At 63.5% G+C, this 20,324-nt stretch carries 16 protein-coding genes and 3 rRNA genes; 1 reads left to right on the top strand and 18 read right to left on the bottom strand.

The window, feature by feature from the left end; translation table 11 throughout:
• Window positions 1-4: 4 nt before the first annotated feature.
• The 15 genes from cmk to ACWA1Q_RS05355 form a co-directional block, all read right to left on the bottom strand.
• Window positions 5-673, bottom strand: coding sequence for a (d)CMP kinase (cmk, locus tag ACWA1Q_RS05425; RefSeq protein ID WP_463760140.1), 669 nt, complete (start codon window positions 671-673; stop codon window positions 5-7).
• Window positions 674-677: 4 nt separating this feature from the next.
• A complete protein-coding gene (locus ACWA1Q_RS05420) occupies window positions 678-1,787 on the bottom strand; it encodes a prephenate dehydrogenase (protein WP_463760138.1) in 1,110 nt (369 codons plus the stop codon).
• 10 nt (window positions 1,788-1,797) lie between these two features.
• Window positions 1,798-2,628, bottom strand: coding sequence for a pseudouridine synthase (locus ACWA1Q_RS05415; protein ID WP_463760136.1), 831 nt, complete (start codon window positions 2,626-2,628; stop codon window positions 1,798-1,800).
• Window positions 2,615-3,232 (bottom strand): SMC-Scp complex subunit ScpB, encoded by a 618-nt coding sequence (gene scpB, locus ACWA1Q_RS05410; RefSeq protein WP_463760134.1) that lies wholly within the window; start codon window positions 3,230-3,232, stop codon window positions 2,615-2,617. The genes ACWA1Q_RS05415 and scpB overlap by 14 nt, the downstream gene beginning before the upstream one ends.
• Window positions 3,222-4,082, bottom strand: coding sequence for a segregation and condensation protein A (locus ACWA1Q_RS05405; protein WP_463760132.1), 861 nt, complete (start codon window positions 4,080-4,082; stop codon window positions 3,222-3,224). The genes scpB and ACWA1Q_RS05405 overlap by 11 nt, the downstream gene beginning before the upstream one ends.
• On the bottom strand, window positions 4,066-4,950 hold the full coding sequence (locus ACWA1Q_RS05400) for a ParA family protein (protein ID WP_463760130.1): 885 nt from the start codon (window positions 4,948-4,950) through the stop codon (window positions 4,066-4,068). The genes ACWA1Q_RS05405 and ACWA1Q_RS05400 overlap by 17 nt, the downstream gene beginning before the upstream one ends.
• 109 nt (window positions 4,951-5,059) lie before the next feature.
• Window positions 5,060-5,965, bottom strand: coding sequence for a site-specific tyrosine recombinase XerD (xerD, locus tag ACWA1Q_RS05395; RefSeq protein ID WP_463760129.1), 906 nt, complete (start codon window positions 5,963-5,965; stop codon window positions 5,060-5,062).
• Between the two features lie 2 nt (window positions 5,966-5,967).
• Window positions 5,968-6,606, bottom strand: coding sequence for an NUDIX domain-containing protein (locus tag ACWA1Q_RS05390; protein ID WP_463760127.1), 639 nt, complete (start codon window positions 6,604-6,606; stop codon window positions 5,968-5,970).
• Window positions 6,599-8,284 (bottom strand): CTP synthase, encoded by a 1,686-nt coding sequence (locus tag ACWA1Q_RS05385; RefSeq protein ID WP_463760777.1) that lies wholly within the window; start codon window positions 8,282-8,284, stop codon window positions 6,599-6,601. Before ACWA1Q_RS05385 ends, ACWA1Q_RS05390 begins: the two co-directional genes overlap by 8 nt.
• Window positions 8,285-8,293: 9 nt before the next feature.
• Window positions 8,294-10,015 (bottom strand): DNA repair protein RecN, encoded by a 1,722-nt coding sequence (gene recN / locus ACWA1Q_RS05380; protein WP_463760125.1) that lies wholly within the window; start codon window positions 10,013-10,015, stop codon window positions 8,294-8,296.
• Complete coding sequence (locus ACWA1Q_RS05375) at window positions 10,008-10,925, bottom strand: NAD kinase (protein ID WP_463760123.1); 918 nt, start codon at window positions 10,923-10,925, stop codon at window positions 10,008-10,010. The genes recN and ACWA1Q_RS05375 overlap by 8 nt, the downstream gene beginning before the upstream one ends.
• A gap of 5 nt (window positions 10,926-10,930) precedes the next feature.
• A complete protein-coding gene (locus ACWA1Q_RS05370) occupies window positions 10,931-11,770 on the bottom strand; it encodes a TlyA family RNA methyltransferase (RefSeq protein ID WP_463760122.1) in 840 nt (279 codons plus the stop codon).
• Entirely contained in the window at window positions 11,767-11,925 is a 159-nt protein-coding gene (locus ACWA1Q_RS05365; RefSeq protein ID WP_183085011.1) for a hypothetical protein, read from the bottom strand. Before ACWA1Q_RS05365 ends, ACWA1Q_RS05370 begins: the two co-directional genes overlap by 4 nt.
• 21 nt (window positions 11,926-11,946) lie before the next feature.
• Entirely contained in the window at window positions 11,947-12,975 is a 1,029-nt protein-coding gene (locus ACWA1Q_RS05360; protein WP_463760120.1) for an HAD-IIA family hydrolase, read from the bottom strand.
• Window positions 12,947-13,921, bottom strand: coding sequence for a hypothetical protein (locus ACWA1Q_RS05355; RefSeq protein ID WP_463760118.1), 975 nt, complete (start codon window positions 13,919-13,921; stop codon window positions 12,947-12,949). Before ACWA1Q_RS05355 ends, ACWA1Q_RS05360 begins: the two co-directional genes overlap by 29 nt.
• Here ACWA1Q_RS05355 and ACWA1Q_RS05350 point away from each other — a divergent pair.
• Window positions 13,886-14,554, top strand: coding sequence for a hypothetical protein (locus tag ACWA1Q_RS05350; RefSeq protein ID WP_463760117.1), 669 nt, complete (start codon window positions 13,886-13,888; stop codon window positions 14,552-14,554). The two genes, ACWA1Q_RS05355 and ACWA1Q_RS05350, sit on opposite strands and share 36 nt — an antisense overlap.
• A 292-nt stretch (window positions 14,555-14,846) precedes the next feature.
• On the opposite strand, the gene rrf is transcribed toward ACWA1Q_RS05350, so the two are convergent.
• The 3 genes from rrf to ACWA1Q_RS05335 form a co-directional block, all read right to left on the bottom strand.
• Window positions 14,847-14,963, bottom strand: a 5S ribosomal RNA gene (gene rrf, locus ACWA1Q_RS05345).
• A gap of 155 nt (window positions 14,964-15,118) precedes the next feature.
• A 23S ribosomal RNA gene (locus tag ACWA1Q_RS05340) occupies window positions 15,119-18,249 on the bottom strand.
• 494 nt (window positions 18,250-18,743) lie between these two features.
• Window positions 18,744-20,266: ribosomal RNA gene (locus tag ACWA1Q_RS05335) — 16S ribosomal RNA — on the bottom strand.
• Together the 16S, 23S and 5S rRNA genes form the textbook arrangement of a ribosomal RNA operon.
• Between the last annotated feature and the right edge of the window lie 58 nt (window positions 20,267-20,324).

Here is a 20,324-nt window from a genome sequence, read left to right as displayed (position 1 = left end):
CGATCTAGGTTTTCTGCGAAGTACGGATCACATCGAGCACGGCGTCGACGGTCTCGTCAAAGTTGAGTGTGGTGGAATCGACGGTGGTGACGCCAGGTGCGGCAGTCATGAAGTCGACGACGCGCGAATCTGCGCGATCACGCTTCTGCAACGCACTCGCAACCTCCGAAGCCGATTCGGATGCAAGTTCAGCAGAGCGTCTAGACATTCTAGCCTCTTCAGTGGCTGTGAGCAGAATGCGGGCTGTCGCGTCCGGGGCGACGACCGTGGTGATGTCGCGACCCTCGACCACGATGCCGGGTGCGGTGGAGTCGCGAATGATGTCGCGGAAGATCCCGGTCACGTGCGCACGCACCTCGGGAACGCGAGCGATGTTGCTCACGACGGCGGTCACGCGGGGTTCACGGATGCTGTCGGTCACGTCGGTCTGTCCCACCCGCACGTGGTACCCGATCGGGTCCGTGCCGATGGTGTAGTCGAAGCCGCCGAGCGCGGAGACGACCGCAGCGGCATCGGCCGAATCGATTCCCGCATCGAGGATGTACCACGACAGCGCACGGTAGGCAGCACCGGTGTCGAGGTAATCGAAGCCGAGCCGTGAGGCGGCCGCTTTCGAGACACTGGACTTGCCGCTGCCGGCGGGGCCGTCGACGGCCACTACTGTTTTGGTCATCGTTTCAGACGCTCGCAATCCGCCAGCCGCGCGCTTCGAGGTCCTCGATGGTGCGCTGCTGGACTTCGGGAAGAACGGCGATCTCGGCGAGGCCGATCTGGGCACCCGGGGAGTGCTCGAGCCGGAGGTCTTCCATGTTGACCCCGATGTCACCGAGTTCGGTGAGGAGAAGTCCGAGCTGCCCCGGCCGGTCGTCGACCATGACGACGATCGAGGCGTAGCGGCGATCCTGGCCGTGCTTGCCCGGCAGCCGAGCGACACCGGTGTTGCCGGCGGCAATGGTGTCGGCGAGGGTGCGGCGGGCACCGGGAGCATCCGGTGAGCGAAGGGCGTCGGTGACTTTGGCGAGGTCGGCGGCGATACCGTCGAGGACTTCGACGACGGGGCCGGCGTTCGAGCCGAGGATCTGCACCCACAGTTCCGGCGCACTGGCGGCGATGCGGGTGGTGTCGCGCAAGCCCTGGCCGGTGAGCCGCACGGCGGAGTCGGGCGCGCTGACGAGTTGCTTTGCGAGGATGCTCGCGACGAGCTGCGGAACGTGTGACACGAGCCCGACCGAACGGTCGTGCTCCTCCGGCGTCATCTCGATTGGCGAGGCGCCGAGGTCGAGGGCGAGATCCTCGATGAGGGCGAGGGCGTCCGGAGGCGTCTCGTCGTCGCGGCAGATCACCCAGGGCCGGCCGAGGAACAGGTCGGCGCGAGCGGAGATCGCTCCCCCGCGCTCCCGCCCGGCGAGCGGGTGGGAGCCGATGTAGCGGGTGAGGTCGACGCCGCGGTCGGTGAGCGCCCGGAACGGTTCGAGCTTGACGCTCGCGACGTCGGTGATGACCGCGTCGGGGAACCGGGCGAGCTCCGCCTCGATGACGGATGCCGTGACATCCGGTGGCACGCTCACGACGACGATGCTGGGGTTGTCGCCCGGCTGCTCGGGGCGACCGGCACCGTAGTCGACAGCGAGGCGCAGTTGCGCCGGTGACGCGTCGGCGAGGATCACGTCGATGCGCTGGTTCTGAAGTGCGAGGCCGATGCTCGCACCGAGGAGCCCGGCGCCGACGATGCGGACCTGGCCGGTGAGGCGAGGGGCGTTCGGGCGGCGCTCTGGAATGTCGTTCACGAAGTCTTCTCTACTCGGCTGGTTCGCTGCCGGCGTCTGGGCCGTTCTGCAGCTGCGACTGCCGGGAGATCGTCAGCAGTTCACCGAGTTCCACTTTAGTCAGGTCGCGGGTCTGGCCCGATCGCAGGGTACCGAGATTCACCGGACCGAACTGGCGGCGAACGAGCGCCTGGACCGGGTGGCCGACGGCCGCGAGCATCCGCCGGACGATGCGGTTCTTGCCCGAGTGCAGCGTGATCTCGACCATGCTCGACTCGTCGCCGTTCGGCGCTGTGCGGGTGTCGAGCAGCCGCGCCTTGTCTGCAGCGATGACGCCGTCGTCGAGTTCGACGCCGCGGGTCAGCTTCTGGATGGTCTGGGCGGTGACCTTGCCGTTGACCTTGGCGATGTACGTCTTGGTCACCCCGAACGACGGGTGCGCGAGCACGTGGGCGAGGTCGCCGTCGTTGGTGAGGATGAGGAGCCCGCTGGTCTCGGCGTCGAGGCGGCCGACGTTGAACAGCCGCTCCTCGTAGTCCTTCGTGTACTGGGTGAGGTCAGGCCGGCCGCGTTCGTCGCTCATCGTGCTGACGACACCGACCGGCTTGTTGAGCACGACGTAACGCTTGGTGGTGTCGAGCTGGACGGCGACGCCGTTGACCTCGACGTGGTCGGTCTCCGGGTCGATCCGGCGGCCGAGTTCCTGCACGGTCTCACCGTTGACGCGGACGCGCCCCTCGGTGATGTACTGCTCGGAGACCCGGCGGGAGGCGACACCGGCGGCGGCGAGTACCTTCTGCAGGCGAACGCCCTCGGGGGCGAACGGGTCGTGCGCGGGTGTTTCGGGGTTATCGGAAATCATTGTCAAATCCTTCGGAGCCATCGGCGAGCAGGGGTGAAATAGGTGGGAGCTCGTCGAGCGAGTTGATGCCGAGCTGCTGGAGCATCAGCGGGGTTGTGCCGTAGTTGATCGCGCCGGTCTCACTGTCGGTGAACAGTTCGGTGATGAGACCGCGGCCGGCGAGGGTGCGCACGACCGAGTCGACGTTCACCGCACGGATGGCGGCGATCGAGCTGCGCGGGATCGGCTGCTTGTAGGCAATCACGGCGAGGGTCTCGAGCGCGGCCTGTGAGAGCTTGCTGGGATTTTCGGATGTGACGAAGTCGGCGACGACATCGTCGTAGGTGGCACGGACGAAGAACCGCCACCCTCCCCCGACCTCGCGGAGTTCGAACCCGCGCACGACCGTTCCGTCGACACCGTCGTAATCGGCGACGAGACGGTTGATGGCTTCGTGCACGGCCTTCACCGGGCGGCGCAACGCGGTGGCGAGGCTGACGAGGCTCTGCGGTTCGTCGGCGATCATGAGGATCGCCTCGACAGCGCGCTCGAGATCGACGGGGGCCGACGCGGTTTCGGGCGTCGCGGCATCCGTGTCGGCGAAGTCGGTGGTGTCAATTGTCATAATCTGCTCCCAGATTGGCGAGGTTGTCCTCTGACCAGTTCTCGGCGCTCCAGCGTAACGTGAGCTCGCCCAGCGGTTCGAGTTGCTCGAAGCTCAGTGCCGCGTGCCGGTACAACTCGAGCACGGCGAGAAACCGGGCGACGATGACGCCCTTCTGGTCGGCGCCGGCGATGATCTGACGGAACGACATGGATTCACCGGAGCGCAGCATGGCGACGACGTGCGCCGCCTGTTCCCGGATGCTGATGAGCGGCGCGTGCAGGTGATCGAGCCCGACGACCGGGATCTCGCGCGGTGCCAGGGCGACGGCGGCGAGAGCGGCGAAATCCTCGAGGGTGAGGGTCCAGACCAACTCGGGCGTTCGCGCACGGAACTTGTCTTCGAGCCGGACGGACCGCGGATGCCTCGACGCCTCGGCATCGAGGTGGGCGGCGAACCAGCCGGATGCCTCCTTGAAGGCGCGGTACTGCAGCAGCCGGGCGAACAGCAGGTCGCGTGCTTCGAGCAGGGCGACGTCCTCGGCGTCGACGAGTTCACCCTGCGGCAGGAGCCCCGCGACCTTGAGGTCGAGGAGCGTCGCTGCAACGACGAGAAACTCGCTGGCCTGGTCGAGTTCGGCGGCGGAGTCGAGGCTCGACAGGTAGGCGATGAACTCGTTCGTCACCCGGGAGAGCGAGATTTCGGTGATGTCGAGTTCGTGCTTGCCGATGAGGGAGAGCAAAAGGTCGAACGGTCCCTCGAAGTTCGAGAGGGCGACCTGGAATCCAGGGGGCGCGTTCGTCGGCGCCGGGCTGGCCGGCGGTGCTGCGGTCGAGCCGTTTACGGCGTGCGCATCAGGCGACAGCGCCACGGGCTACCAGCTCCCGCGCGAGCTTGCGGTAGGCCTTGGCCGACGCATGCTCGGGAGCGAACTCGGTGATGGGGGTGCCTGCGACGCTCGCGTCGGGGAACTTCACCGTGCGGCCGATGACCGTCTCGAGCACGTCATCGCCAAACGCGTCGACGACCCGTTCAAGCACCTCACGGGAGTGGAGTGTGCGCGAGTCGAACATGGTCGCGAGGATTCCGTCGAGCTCGATCGCCGGGTTCAGCCGGTCCTTGACCTTCTCGATCGTCTCGATGAGCAGGGCGACGCCGCGCAGCGCGAAGAACTCGCACTCGAGCGGAATGAGGACCCCGTGGCTCGCGGTGAGCGCGTTGACGGTGAGCAGCCCGAGCGACGGCTGGCAGTCGATGAGGACGACGTCGTAGTCTGCGCCGACCTTGCGGAGAACCCGGGCGAGGATCTGCTCACGGGCGACCTCGTTGACGAGGTGTACTTCGGCGGCGGAGAGATCGATGTTCGCGGGGATGATGTCGAGACCCTCGACGGACGTGTGCTGGATGGCATCCGTCGCCTCGTGCTTGTTCGACAGCAGCAGGTCGTAGATGGTGAGCGCGTCGTGGGTGTTGACGCCGAGGCCGGCCGAGAGGGCGCCCTGCGGGTCGAAGTCGATGCACAGCACGCGGCGGCCGTAGTCAGCGAGGGCGGCACCGAGGCTGATGGTGGTGGTCGTCTTGCCGACGCCACCCTTCTGGTTGCACAGCGAGATGATGCGGGCGGGGCCGTGGCTCTTCAGCGGAGCGGGGTCCGGGAACTCAGTAAGGGTGCGACCTGTCGGACCTTTTTTCTCGACGGTTTCCTCCACCGAGAAGAGCTCTTCGTTTTTTGTGGCCACCTGGTTCGTCCTCACTCCCGTCGCGTCCCTCGTCTGCTGACTCCTGATTCTAACGGGGTGCTTTGCGGATACGGCGCGGCCACGCGGCATCCGCACTGGTCCGTTGCGCTCAGCGGGCGCGGGGGTGTGCGGTGGTGTACATGTCGCGGAGGGTGTCAGCGGTCACCATCGTGTAGATCTGAGTCGTCGCGACCGACGAGTGCCCGAGCAGTTCCTGCACCACACGAACGTCGGCGCCGCCCTGCAGCAGGTGGGTCGCGAACGAGTGGCGGAGGGTGTGCGGTGACACGTGCGCGACGAGGTCCGCCTTCTCTGCCGCCTGCCGGATGATGAGCCACGCGTTCTGCCGCGAGACCCTCTGCCCACGGATGCCGAGGAACAGGGCGGGCGTCGCGGCTCCCCGAATCGAGAACACCGGTCTGGCACGCACGAGGTAGGCGTCGATCGCCTCACGGGCGAATCGGCCGAGCGGCACGATCCGCTCCTTGTTGCCCTTGCCGCGGAGCCGGACGATGTCCTCGTCGAAGACGTCGTCGACGTTGAGCGAGACCGCTTCGCTGACCCGGGCGCCGGTCGCGTAGAGCAGTTCGAGCAGCGCCTTGTCGCGCAGCGCCTGGATGTCGTCGCCCGCCGCCGCGTCGAGAAGTGCGGTGACCTGGTCGATGCTGAGGGCCTTCGGCAGGCGGCTCGGGAGCTTCGGCGGTTTGACCTCGCGGGCGACGTCGGCTTCGATCCGTCCTTCTTCGAGCAGGAACCGGTGCCAGCCGCGCACCGACGACAGCACGCGCGCGAGCGAGGACGCGGTGAGCGGTGCGTCCTCACGGCTGCCGAGCTCACGGACGTACTCGGAGACCTGCTGCTGGGTCACCTCGCCGACCTCGCCCACCCCGCGCGCACCGAGCCACTCGACGTAACCGCCGAGGTCCCGGCGATACGCGGCGATGGTGTTCTCGGCGAGGCCGCGTTCGATCGCGACGTGTCTCAGATACGAGTCGAGGTCGCGCGCGAGGGGCATGTTCAGTCGCCCGGGCGACGGAGTTTCGGATGCCGCGGCCACGGAGCATCCGCCGCGTCGAGAGTGCTCCAGTCGCGTTCCCGGCCGAGTTGAGCGGCCATGGTGGCGATGACGAGCGACGGGTTCTGCAGCTTGCGCGCGAGCACGGCGTCGACGAGGTCGTCGAGCGCGACCCAGCGCAGCTCCATGTCGGCCTCTTCGTCCGTGCGGTCGAATGTGCCGTCGGTCGCGGAGATCCCGCGGGCGAGGTAGATCCGGATCGCCTCGTCGCTTCCGCCGGGGCTCGTGTAGAACTCGGAGAGCACGGCCCAGTCGGTGGCCTGGATGTCGGCCTCTTCGGCGAGCTCGCGCTTCGCCGCGACGAGCGGATCCTCGTCGGCGATGTCGAGCAGCCCTGCGGGAATCTCCCACTCACGCATTCCGACCGGGTGCCGGTACTGCTTGATCAGCAACACGCGGTCGTTCTCGTCGAGCGCGAACACCGCGACGGCGCCCGTGTGGTCGACATACTCCCGGGAGATATCGGCCCCGTTGTAGTCGAACGCGTCGCGGCGGACACCCCACACCATGCCGTCGAACACCCGCTCGGTTGAGCGGATGTCGACGTCGGCGCGGGTGTCCTCCAGCGGCGACTCAGTCATTGTTCACGTCGAACAGCAGGCTGGCCTGCTTGCGCTCCAGAGCCGCGCCGACAAGGCCGCGGAACAGGGGGTGCGCGTTGTTCGGCCGTGACCGCAACTCGGGGTGCGCCTGGGTTCCGACGTAGAACGGGTGCTCAGCGCGGTCGAGCTCGACGAATTCGACAAGCTGGCCGTCCGGGCTCGTTCCGGAGAACACGAGGCCTGCGTCGGCGATCTGGTCGCGGTAGCGGTTGCTCACCTCGTAGCGGTGGCGGTGGCGCTCGGAGATCTCGGTCGAGCCGTAGAGCTCAGCGGTGATCGAGCCTTCGGTGAGCTTCGCCGGGTACAGCCCGAGGCGCATCGTTCCACCGAGGTCTCCCCCGGCGATGATCTCCACCTGCTCGGCCATCGTGGCGATGACCGGGAACTCGGTGTCCGGGTCGAACTCGCTCGAACTGGCACCGGCGAGACCGGCTTCGTTACGGGCGTACTCGATGACCATGCACTGCAGGCCGAGGCACAGGCCGAGCGTGGGGATCTTGTTGTCGCGGGCGAACTTGAGCGCTCCGAGCTTGCCCTCGATCCCACGGATGCCGAAACCACCGGGAATGCAGATGCCGTCGAGGTCGCCGAGGGCTTTCGCTGCGCCCTCCGGGGTGTCGCACTCATCGGACGGGATCCACTGCAGCTTGACCTTGGACTCGTGGGCGAATCCGCCGGCGCGGAGTGCCTCGGTGACCGAGAGGTAAGCATCCGGGAGATCGATGTACTTGCCGACGAGGCCGATCGTGACCTCGTGTTTCGGCTCGTGCACGGCCTTCAGCACGGGTGACCATGCCGTCCAGTCGACCTCGCCAGCTTTAAGGCCGAGCAGGTCGATGATGTAGGCGTCGAGGCCCTGGTCGTGGAGCACGCTCGGGATGTCGTAGATGCTCGGCACGTCGACGGCGTTCACGACGGCGGCCTCGTCGACGTCGCACATGAGCGCGATCTTGCGCTTGTTCGACTCGGAGACAGGACGGTCGCTGCGCAGCACGAGCGCGTCGGGCTGGATACCGATCGACCGGAGTGCAGCGACGCTGTGCTGCGTCGGCTTCGTCTTCTGCTCACCGGAGGCGTTCATGTACGGCACGAGTGAGACGTGCACGAAGAACACGTTCTTGCGCCCGAGTTCGTGCCGCACCTGGCGTGCTGCCTCGATGAACGGCTGCGACTCGATGTCGCCGACGGTTCCGCCGACCTCGGTGATGATCACGTCTGGTTTCGGATCGTTCGTCGCCTGCAGGCGCATGCGGCGCTTGATCTCGTCGGTGATGTGCGGGATGACCTGCACGGTGTCGCCGAGATATTCGCCGCGGCGCTCCTTGGCGATGACCGTCGAATAGATCTGGCCGGTGGTGACGTTCGCCGCCTGGCTCAGGTTGATGTCGAGGAATCGCTCATAATGACCGATGTCGAGGTCGGTCTCGGTGCCATCGTCTGTGACGAAGACTTCGCCGTGCTGGAACGGGTTCATCGTTCCAGGATCGACGTTGAGGTAGGGGTCCAGTTTCTGCATGACAACACGCAGTCCCCGGGCCGTGAGGAGGTTACCCAGGCTTGCCGCCGTGAGTCCCTTGCCCAAAGAAGAAACGACACCACCGGTCACAAAAATGTGTTTGGTCGTGTCGTTTGAAAGGTCCGCGTCAGTAATGTTCACCACGGGCTTTTATCCTATCACCTGAGAAGCTCGGTCTGACCGTGCGAGCGAAAGCAGCTCCTCGGCGTGGGCAAGTCCGGAGTCGCTGTCGGCGAGTCCGGAGAGAAGTCTGGCCATTTCGGCCACCCGGTCAGGGCCGGTCAGCTGGCGAACACTGGATGCAGTGACGGTGCCATCGTTCGATTTCACGACCGCGAGATGGTTCGTCGCGAATGCCGCCACCTGGGCGAGGTGGGTGACGACGATCACCTGGGCGGTCTCGGCGAGCCGGGCGAGCCGCCGCCCGATCTCGATCGCCGCTGATCCGCCGACGCCGGCGTCGACCTCGTCGAAGACGAAGGTCGGCACGGGGTCACGACCGGCGATGACGACCTCGATCGCGAGCATCACCCGCGACAGTTCTCCACCGGAGGCTCCCTTGGAGATCGGTCGGGGCTCGGCGCCCGGGTGTGGTTGCATCAGGAAGACGACGGAGTCGCGGCCGTGCTGGCCGAGTTCGGCCTGGTCGGTGATCTCGATGACGACGGTGGCGTCCGGCATGGCCAGTGCGGAGAGTTCGGTCGAGATCGCGGCGCCGAGGCGGGCAGCCGCGTCGCGCCGGATTTCGGAGAGGCGCGTCGCGAGGTCGTCGACGAGCGCGGCATCCGCTTCGACGATCGCGGTGAGTTCGTCGATGCGGTCTGAATCGCCGTCGAGTTCCAGCAGGCGCGCGTTCCCGGTTTCGTGCGTGGCGAGGACCTCGTCGATGCCCGGGCCGTACTTGCGCATGAGGATGGCGAGTTCGGCGCGCCGGTCCTGCAGGATTTCGAGTTCACGGGCGCCGTCGGTGTCGAGGCCGGCGAGATAGCGGGAGAGTTCGAGGGCGATCTCCGAAACGGCGTAGCTCGTACTGGCGAGCTGCTCCCCCAGCGTGCCGAGTTCGGCGTCGTGGGAGGCGACCCGTTCGAGTTGCCTGCGCGCGGCATCCAGCAGGCCGACGACATCCGGACCGTCTGATTCCTCAGCCGAGAGCGCCTCACGAGCGAAAGCCGCCGCAATGCGGAGGTCTTCGAGGTTGGTGAGCCGTTCGGCACGCGTCGCGAGTTCGTCGTCTTCACCGGGCTGCGGCGCGACGGCGTCGATTTCGGCGATGGTGAGTCTCAGCTCGTCGGCTTCGGCGGCGCGGCGGTCGCGTTCCTCCACAAGCGTGTCGCGTTCGGCGGCGTTCGCGAGGTAGCGGCTGAACGCGCTCCGGTAGTCGGTGAGCACAGCGGAGAGATTATCGCCGGCGAACCGATCCAAAGCATCGCGTTGCGCAACCTGGGAACGGAGGCGCACCTGCTCGGACTGGCCGTGCACGACCACAAGCTGTTCGCCGAGTTCGGCGAGCACCCCGACGGGGGCGCTGCGTCCACCCACCGATGCGCGGCTGCGGCCGGAAGCGAGTACGGAGCGGGCGAGGGTGAGTTCGGCGTCATCCCCGAACGGGTCGACGTCTCCCCCGGCTTCGCGCACGCGTTCGGCGATGCTGCCCTCAGCCGGCACGATCCAGCGACCGTCGACGCTTGTGGAGTCGTTGCCCTGGCGGATGACACCGGAATCGGCTCGCCCTCCGAGCAGGAGGCCGAGCGCAGTGACGACCATGGTCTTGCCCGCACCGGTCTCGCCGGTGATGGCGGTGAATCCTGCGCCGAGCGGAAGGGTGGCCTCGGCGATGACCCCGAGGTCACGGATGCCGATTTCCTCAATCACTGGCGGCAGGCCCCCTCCACCCGGTGACGGGCAAGTGGAACTTCTTCACGAGCCGGTCGGTGAACGGGCTCTCGTGCAGGCGGGCGAGCCGCACGGGGACCGATGACCGGCGCACGACGACACGGGATCCGGGTTTGAGATCGTGGGTGCGGCGACCATCGCACCACAGCACTCCAGTGCCGTTGGTGCGCTTGAGAACCTCGACCGCAAGCGAGGAGTCGGGGCCGACGACGATGGGCCGGGCGAACAGGGCGTGGGCGCTGAGCGGCACCATCGTGATCGCTTCGACGCTCGGCCAGATGATGGGACCGCCGGCGGAGAACGAGTAAGCGGTCGAGCCGGTGGGCGTGGAGACGACGACGCCGTCGCAGCCGAAGCTCGACAGGGGGCGCCCGTCGACCTCGATGACGACCTCGAGCATCCGTTCCCTGCTTGCCTTCTCCACGGTTGCTTCGTTGAGCGCCCACGTTTCGAAGACCACTTGCTTGTCGACCTTGACCCGGACAGACAGGGTGAGACGCTCCTCGACGAAATAGTCGCGGGCGATGACGCGGTGTACGGCATCCGCGAGGTCGTCGCGCTCACTCTCGGCGAGGAATCCGACGTGGCCGAGGTTCACCCCGAGCATCGGTGCTGAATAGCCACGGACCATTTCGGCGGCGCGGAGGATGGTGCCGTCGCCGCCGAGAACGATCACGAGTTCGAGGTCGGCAGGGTCCACCGTTTCGTGCAGGATGACCACACCGTCGAGCGCGATGCCCGTCGCGACGATCTCGTCGTGTTCATCGCGCTGGAGCACCGGGACTGCGCCGGCCTCCTGCAGCTGGGCGATGACCTGCACCGCGGCGTCGAGCGAATCCGACCGGCCGGTGTGCGACACCACGAGGATGTTGCGAGCTTCTGTGCTCATTCCGGTCACGCTCCAGCCATCTCGGTGATTCTCTGCATCCATTCTGTCGGATTGACCGCAGCCCCGTCTGGATCGGTGCCCGCGTCGCGCAACCACACAACGTATTCATGGTTTCCGTGTCCGCCGAGAATCGGGGATGGGATCAGGCCGGCCGTGCCCAGCCCGAGGTCCCACGCGTGCCAGAGGACGGTGGCGATGGCATCCGCTCGGAGGGCTGCGTTCTTGACGATTCCCTCACGGACGCCGCCACGACCGACCTCGAATTGCGGCTTGATGAGCAGCACGAAATCGGTGTCTGGCGAGACAGAACGCTTCAGCGGTTCGAGAACGTGGGTGAGCGAGATGAACGACAGGTCGCCGACGACGAGGTCAGGCGAGTCGAAAATTCCGGATGCCCCGGCGAGGCTTTCCGGGGTGAGGTCGCGTACGTTGAATCCCTCGACCACGGCGACGCGGGGATCGTTCGCGATTTCTGGTGAGAGCTGACCGTGACCGACGTCGAGGGCGATGACGGTACGCGCACCGCGCTCGAGGAGCACCTGGCTGAACCCGCCGGTTGAGGCGCCCGCGTCGAGGGCGACCCGGTCGGTCGGATCGACGGGGAACGCGTCGAGCGCGGCGAGGAGTTTGTGGGCTCCCCTGCTGACGTAGTGGTCGGCGCCGGCGACGACGATGTCCTGGTTCTGCCGAACCTTCGTTGCCGGTTTCACAATCGCACGGCCGTCGACCGTGACGAGTCCGTCGGCGATGAGTCGCGCTGCGAGAGTCCGTGAGCGTGCGAACCCACGGCTCACGAGCGCGGCGTCGAGGCGCTCGGAAGCGGCCGGAGCGGTCTCGTCACTCACGAGCGAGACGATGCCGCGTCGCCGCCCTCGAGCCGTGCGCGGAGTTCTTCGTGCAGTTGACCGTAGGCCCGGGCGCGTTCGTCGAGCGGCTGGTCTTCGACCAGGCGCAATTGCGACAGCAGGGCGTCGCCGGGTTCCGGCATCTCTTCGCTCACGTCCCTAGGCTACCCGTGCGATCAGGAATACAGCCGTTCCGGCACGTTGAACCCGTAGATCGCCCGGCCGGATGACCAGATCGCAGCGCAGGCAGCGCGGAGCAGATCGATCGCGGTGTCGCCGTCCTTGACGATGACGACGTCGTTGCCGACGATCCGAACGACAGCCTTTCCGACGGTCGCCTCGCTGCCGTCGCGTGACATCCGGGTTTCGGGGTACGACTCGTGCAACTGGCGCAGGTCGTCGAGGATGTACGTCGGGCGTGAGAACTTGTCTGCCGCGAGCACGTGCTTGGCCTTGTCGATGCCGGTCAGGACGAGCACCGAGTCGATACCGGCGCGGTTCGCTCCGACGATGTCGGTGTCGAGACGGTCACCGATGAACAGGGCCTTTTCGGCGCCGAATCGTGCGGTCGCTTCATCGAAGATCGGGGTCTCGGGCTTGCCTGCGACGGTCGCGAGACGGCCGACGGCGGTGTGGACCGCTGAGACGAGCGTGCCGTTTCCCGGTGCGATGCCGCGGGCCTGCGGGATGGTCCAGTCGGTGTTCGTCGCGATCCAGGGGATCTCGACGCCGTCCTCGCGCGGGTGCAGCGCGAACGCGGCCTCGGCGAGCTGGGTCCAGCCGACCTCGGGCGCGAAGCCCTGCAGGACGGCGGCCGGGTTGTCCTCCGCCGACCGGGTGACGGTGTAGCCGCCCTTTTCGAGTTCGACCACGAGGCCCTCGCCGCCGACGACGAGCACGGTCGAACCGGCCGGGACGTGTTCGGCGAGAAGACGTACAGCAGCCTGGGGGCTCGTCACGACTTCTTCGGGTGCGACGGTCAGGCCGAGTTCGCTCAGGTGAGCGGCGACGGATGCGTCGGTGCGCGACGCATTGTTCGTGATGTAGCCGACACGAATGCTCTCCGCTGCGCGGTTGAGGCTTTCGATGGCGTGCGGAATCGCGTGGGGGCCCGCATAAACGACGCCGTCCAGGTCGGCGAGCAGAACGTCGACGCCGTCAAGCGGCGTCGAGGTCTTACTTTTCCTGCCCAGCAGCGGCGTCATTCAGGTTCTCCTCGGTGGTGCTGTTGGTCTCGTCAGTATTTTCAGCGTCTTCAGCGTCTTCAACCGAATCTGCATCGGTGGACGCGTCATCCTGGCTGTGCAGATCGTCGTCGGCGATGTCGCTGGCGTCGTCTTCCTCGTCAGCGGGCGCCGGAGCATCCGTCGACTCGGTGACCGTCATCGACTCAGCGTCGATTTCGTCGTCAACGGCGATCTCTTCTTCATCGTCGATTTCGAGAATCTCGAAGACTTCCATGGTCTCGGACTCGTACTCGCCTGAGCGTTCGGCGAGAGCGGCGGATGCCACATCCGCGCGCTTGCGCCACACGGCGGCTTCGTCTGCACGCTGGAGTTCCTCGAGCACCTCGGCCTGTGCGGAGAAGAGCTCGGGGCTCCACTCGAATGCACGATCGGGGTTGAGCTCGGGAACCTGCAGTTCGGCGAGAGCGAGCTCGGGCTGGCCGAGGTCGAGACGCGCGCCAGACATCGCGATGGAGAGGGCAACGCGCACGGCAGGCGACAACGTCGCGCGGTCGACCGTGCGACCGAGCTCGAGTGCACGCTCGGGGCGACCAACGCCACGTTCGCTGTCGACCATGAGCGGAAGCTGGTCGTTCGACCCGGTGATCCGTCGGTGGGTGCGAAGCTCGCGGAGCGCGAGTGCGTAGTCACCGGTCTCGTATGCCGTGATCGCGAGAGTCTCACGGACGACACCGATCCGGCCGGCGCGACGGGCAGCCGAGAGAGCATGCTGGTGCGCGAGTTCCGGGTCCTCGTCGATGAGCATCGCTGCCATCGCGAGGTGACGGGCAACCCGCTCGGCGTTGTCGGTGGTCAGCGTCTTCAGCTCGTTGCGCGACACCCTGTCGAGGTCGTTCGACGTGACCGAAAGAGGGATGTCCGGGTCATCGTGCTGCGAACGGACCATGCGCAGCTCGCGCTGCATCCGCTGCTCTTCGGTGACTTCTTCTTCCTGGTGGTACGCGTCGCGGTCACCACGGGCAGGCGCGCCGCCGCGCGTCCACAGCTTGTCGCCGCCGCCATCGCGAGCAAGCCGGTCGGAATGCGGCCGGTCGCTGCGCGGACCGTCGGTACGAGGCCGATCGCTGCGCGGACCGTCGGTACGAGGCCGGTCGCTGCGCGGACCGTCGGTACGGGGCCGGTCGGTGCGGGGCTTGTCGCCATACGACGGGCGATCCCCACGAGGCTTGTCGCCGTACGACGGACGATCCCCACGAGGCTTGTCGCCGTACGACGGACGATCCCCACGAGGCTTGTCGCCGTACGACGGGCGATCCCCACGAGGCTTGTCGCCGTACGACGGACGGTCGCCGGTTCGTGGTTTGCGGTCGCCGCCGGCACCGCCGGTGCGGGGACGGTCATCGCGCGCGCCGGATGTACGGGGCTTGTCACCGTACGAAGGACGCTCGCCACGAGGCTTGTCGCCATAAGACGGACGGTCTCCACGAGGTTTGTCACCATACGAAGGACGGTCACCCGAACGCGGGCGCTCGTCACGGCCGCCGGAGGAGCGGGGCTTGTCGTCGCGCCCGGACCCGTAGCGGGGCCGGTCGCCTGACGCAGGCCGGTCGCCACGCGGATGGTCATCGCGACCGCCACTCGAGCGTGGCCGATCGCCGCGGGGCGCGGAATCTCGTGACCCGGAGGCACCATCCCGGGAGTAACCCCTGCCGGAGCCGCCGTCGGAGCGCTTCGGTGCGCCGCCCTGGCGGTCGTTCGAACTGCGCTCCGGACGCTTGTCCCGATCGTTCGCAGAATCCGACATTGGTACTCCCTATTGTGTTGAAAAGTGTTTCGCGTGTTAAACGCAAAATGGCCACCCGTGCTGGGTGGCCATTTTACTAAGTTAAGTCCGGCGGTGTCCTACTCTCCCACAGGGTCCCCCCTGCAGTACCATCGGCGCAAAGAGTCTTAGCTTCCGGGTTCGGAATGTGACCGGGCGTTTCCCTCTTGCTATGGCCGCCGAAACAATTGTTGACGTTAGTCAAAACTGAATCGAACAAACATAAGTCTGTTCGGTTCTCGACCGTACATCGAGAACCACATAGTGGACGCGGAGCATCATGCAATTTTTTCGAAACATCGAAACAAATTTCATGCTCCCACCTCAAGGGTGGGTTTGATTATCAAGTTATCGGCTTATTAGTACCGGTCAGCTCCGAGAGTCGTTAGTCCTCTCTTCCACATCCGGCCTATCAACCCAGTAGTCTAGCTGGGAGCCTCTCGCCCGAAGGCGTGGAAATCTCATCTCGAGGCCGGCTTCCCGCTTAGATGCTTTCAGCGGTTATCCATCCCGAACGTAGCTAATCAGCGGTGCTCCTGGCGGAACAACTGACACACCAGAGGTTCGTCCAACCCGGTCCTCTCGTACTAGGGTCAGATCCTCTCAAATTTCCTGCGCGCGCAGCGGATAGGGACCGAACTGTCTCACGACGTTCTAAACCCAGCTCGCGTACCGCTTTAATGGGCGAACAGCCCAACCCTTGGGACCTACTCCAGCCCCAGGATGCGACGAGCCGACATCGAGGTGCCAAACCATGCCGTCGATATGGACTCTTGGGCAAGATCAGCCTGTTATCCCCGAGGTACCTTTTATCCGTTGAGCGACAGCGCTTCCACAAGCCACTGCCGGATCACTAGTCCCGACTTTCGTCCCTGCTCGACTTGTCAGTCTCACAGTCAAGCTCCCTTGTGCACTTACACTCGACATCTGATTGCCAACCAGATTGAGGGAACCTTTGGGCGCCTCCGTTACTTTTTAGGAGGCAACCGCCCCAGTTAAACTACCCACCAGGCACTGTCCCTGAACCGGATTACGGTTCGAAGTTAGATATCCAATATGACCAGAGTGGTATTTCAACAATGACTCCACCGACACTAGCGTGCCAGCTTCACAGTCTCCCACCTATCCTACACAAGCCACACCGAACACCAATACCAAGCTGTAGTAAAGGTCACGGGGTCTTTCCGTCCTGCTGCGCGTAACGAGCATCTTTACTCGTAGTGCAATTTCGCCGAGTTCGCGGTTGAGACAGCTGGGAAGTCGTTACGCCATTCGTGCAGGTCGGAACTTACCCGACAAGGAATTTCGCTACCTTAGGATGGTTATAGTTACCACCGCCGTTTACTGGGGCTTAAATTCTCAGCTTCGCCTTGCGGCTAACCGTTCCTCTTAACCTTCCAGCACCGGGCAGGCGTCAGTCCGTATACATCGTCTTGCGACTTGGCACGGACCTGTGTTTTTAGTAAACAGTCGCTTCCCACTGGTCTCTGCGGCCCTACCACGCTTCCCGGAGTAAATCCGTTGACGTGTCAGGCCCCCCTTCTCCCGAAGTTACGGGGGCATTTTGCCGAGTTCCTTAACCACGATTCTCTCGATCTCCTTGGTATTCTCTACCTGACCACCTGAGTCGGTTTGGGGTACGGGTGACTGGAACCTCGCGTCGATGCTTTTCTTGGCAGCATAGGATCATCGGATCATGCCCTTGCGGGCTCCCCTTCAGTTCTCAGCCTGTATGAGAGACGGATTTGCCTATCTCTCGGCCTACGACCTTGGCCTGGGACAACCATCGCCCAGGACCGACTACCTTCCTGCGTCACACCTGTTAATACGCTAACCGTGCCAGCATAGGGTCGTGCGCTAGGCCTCCCGTCTCACCCCGAAGGGATCAATCAGAAGGATTCAGACACTTAGCATTACTGGGTTGGTTTGGGCGGTTCTTCGTCAGTACGGGAATATCAACCCGTTGTCCATCGACTACGCCTGTCGGCCTCGCCTTAGGTCCCGACTTACCCAGGGCGGATTAGCCTGGCCCTGGAACCCTTGGTCATTCGGAGGACGGGTTTCTCACCCGTCTTTCGCTACTCATGCCTGCATTCTCACTCGTGTGGCCTCCACGGCTGGTTTACACCGCCGCTTCGCTGGCCACACGACGCTCTCCTACCCATCAACATGGCTGGACCAACACACTAAATGTGCGGCCTACCTAATACGTCAATGCCACAACTTCGGTGGCGTGCTTGAGCCCCGTTAAATTGTCGGCGCGGAATCACTTGACCAGTGAGCTATTACGCACTCTTTCAAGGGTGGCTGCTTCTAAGCCAACCTCCTGGTTGTCTGTGCAACTCCACATCCTTTCCCACTTAGCACGCGCTTGGGGACCTTAGTTGGTGGTCTGGGTTGTTTCCCTCTCGACGATGAAGCTTATCCCCCACCGTCTCACTGCTGCGCTCTCACTTACCGGCATTCGGAGTTTGGCTGACGTCAGTAACCTTTTAGGGCCCATTAGCCATCCAGTAGCTCTACCTCCGGCAAGAAACACGCAACGCTGCACCTAAATGCATTTCGGAGAGAACCAGCTATCACGAAGTTTGATTGGCCTTTCACCCCTATCCACAGCTCATCCCCTCAGTTTTCAACCTAAGTGGGTTCGGTCCTCCACGCGCTCTTACACGCGCTTCAACCTGGCCATGGATAGATCACTTCGCTTCGGGTCTAGGACATGCGACTGAATCGCCCTATTCAGACTCGCTTTCGCTACGGCTACCCCACACGGGTTAACCTCGCCACATATCGCTAACTCGCAGGCTCATTCTTCAAAAGGCACGCTGTCACCCCTACAAGGAGGCTCCAACGGTTTGTAAGCAAACGGTTTCAGGTACTATTTCACTCCCCTCCCGGGGTACTTTTCACCTTTCCCTCACGGTACTTGTTCACTATCGGTCATCTGGGAGTATTTAGGCTTATCAGGTGGTCCTGACAGATTCACACGGGATTTCTCGGGCCCCGTGATACTTGGGATACTCTTCGCGCCATCACGTCATTTCGACTACGGGGTTCGCACCCTCTCTGACCAGGCTTTCAATCCTGTTCGTCTATAACGCTCTGTAACGCCGTACCAGCGGCAGCCAGTACTGAAAAGTCCCACAACCCCGAACATGCAACCCCTGCCGGGTATCACACATGCTCGGTTTAGCCTGTTCCGATTTCGCTCGCCACTACTGACGGAATCACTGTTGTTTTCTCTTCCTGTGGGTACTGAGATGTTTCACTTCCCCACGTTCCCTCTACCCGCCCTATATATTCAGGCGGGAGTCACCAGGTCGAATTGCTCCGCCTGGCGGGGTTTCCCCATTCGGAAATCCTCGGATCGAAGCTTGTTTATCAGCTCCCCGAGGCTTATCGCAGATTACTACGTCCTTCTTCGGCTCCAGATGCCAAGGCATTCACCGTTTGCTCTTAAAAACTTGCAATCACATGAGTTTGAATCGATTTTTCGTTTCGGAAAAATTGACCAATGAATCTGATAAATCAGATCAATTGATAACCCAACGCATCACACCAGCTCAAAGAGCCGGCCTAAATACGCTGAGTCAATATGATTTGAACACTTGCGTGTTCAAATCTAAGATGCTCGCGTCCACTGTGTAGTTCTCAAAGTACGGGCGGTACCCACCCTGCCGGCCACCAAACGGTTCTGCCAACAGGAGAAGGTCCAGAGGTACAGTCCGAAACACTTCCGTGTTCCGTTCCGGTCCCTCAGGACCCAACAGCGTGCAATATACGAACCCGGCCAACCCGGTGCTTTCCTTCCGACCCCGTAAAGGGAAGGTGTACTCATACCGGACTCTTCGAATCCGCATCAATGTCAATGTTCCACCCATGAGCGCCAGCCAGGAACGTTCGTCCTGATCTGACTTGGCCAGTTGTTCCGCTGTAGACAGACGGACTGGCACATGCTCCTTAGAAAGGAGGTGATCCAGCCGCACCTTCCGGTACGGCTACCTTGTTACGACTTAGTCCTAATTACCAATCCCACCTTAGACGGCTCCCTCCCAATAAAGGGTTAGGCCACCGGCGTCGGGTGTTACCGACTTTCATGACTTGACGGGCGGTGTGTACAAGGCCCGGGAACGTATTCACCGCAGCGTTGCTGATCTGCGATTACTAGCGACTCCGACTTCATGAGGTCGAGTTGCAGACCTCAATCCGAACTGGGACCAGCTTTTTGGGATTCGCTCCACCTTACGGTATTGCAGCCCTTTGTACTGGCCATTGTAGCATGCGTGAAGCCCAAGACATAAGGGGCATGATGATTTGACGTCGTCCCCACCTTCCTCCGAGTTGACCCCGGCAGTATCCCATGAGTTCCCACCATTACGTGCTGGCAACATAGAACGAGGGTTGCGCTCGTTGCGGGACTTAACCCAACATCTCACGACACGAGCTGACGACAACCATGCACCACCTGTATACCGACCTTGCGGGGCGACGATCTCTCGCCGTTTCCGGTATATGTCAAGCCTTGGTAAGGTTCTTCGCGTTGCATCGAATTAATCCGCATGCTCCGCCGCTTGTGCGGGCCCCCGTCAATTCCTTTGAGTTTTAGCCTTGCGGCCGTACTCCCCAGGCGGGGAACTTAATGCGTTAGCTGCGACACGGAGACCGTGGAATGGTCCCCACATCTAGTTCCCAACGTTTACGGGGTGGACTACCAGGGTATCTAAGCCTGTTTGCTCCCCACCCTTTCGCTCCTCAGCGTCAGTAACGGCCCAGAGATCTGCCTTCGCCATCGGTGTTCCTCCTGATATCTGCGCATTCCACCGCTACACCAGGAATTCCAATCTCCCCTACCGCACTCTAGTCTGCCCGTACCCACTGCAGGCCCGAGGTTGAGCCTCGGGTTTTCACAGCAGACGCGACAAACCGCCTACGAGCTCTTTACGCCCAATAATTCCGGACAACGCTTGCACCCTACGTATTACCGCGGCTGCTGGCACGTAGTTAGCCGGTGCTTTTTCTGCAGGTACCGTCACTTTCGCTTCTTCCCTGCTAAAAGAGGTTTACAACCCGAAGGCCGTCGTCCCTCACGCGGCGTTGCTGCATCAGGCTTTCGCCCATTGTGCAATATTCCCCACTGCTGCCTCCCGTAGGAGTCTGGGCCGTGTCTCAGTCCCAGTGTGGCCGGTCACCCTCTCAGGCCGGCTACCCGTCGTAGGCTTGGTGAGCCATTACCTCACCAACTACCTGATAGGCCGCGAGTCCATCCTTGACCAAAATTCTTTCCACCAACACCCGATGCCGGGGCTGGTCGTATCCGGTATTAGACGTCGTTTCCAACGCTTATCCCAGAGTCAAGGGCAGGTTACTCACGTGTTACTCACCCGTTCGCCACTAATCCCCCCAGCAAGCTGGGGATCATCGTTCGACTTGCATGTGTTAAGCACGCCGCCAGCGTTCGTCCTGAGCCAGGATCAAACTCTCCGTAAATGTTTAATTGCACAACACCCGAAGGCGCCGGCACATTAGTTGCAGCACCCCACCGGAA

The sequence above is a fragment of the Mycetocola sp. TRD_SC_2 genome (assembly GCF_055361225.1).
Note: the sequence above shows the minus strand (reverse complement) of the source record. Positions and strands in the feature narration are given on the sequence as shown.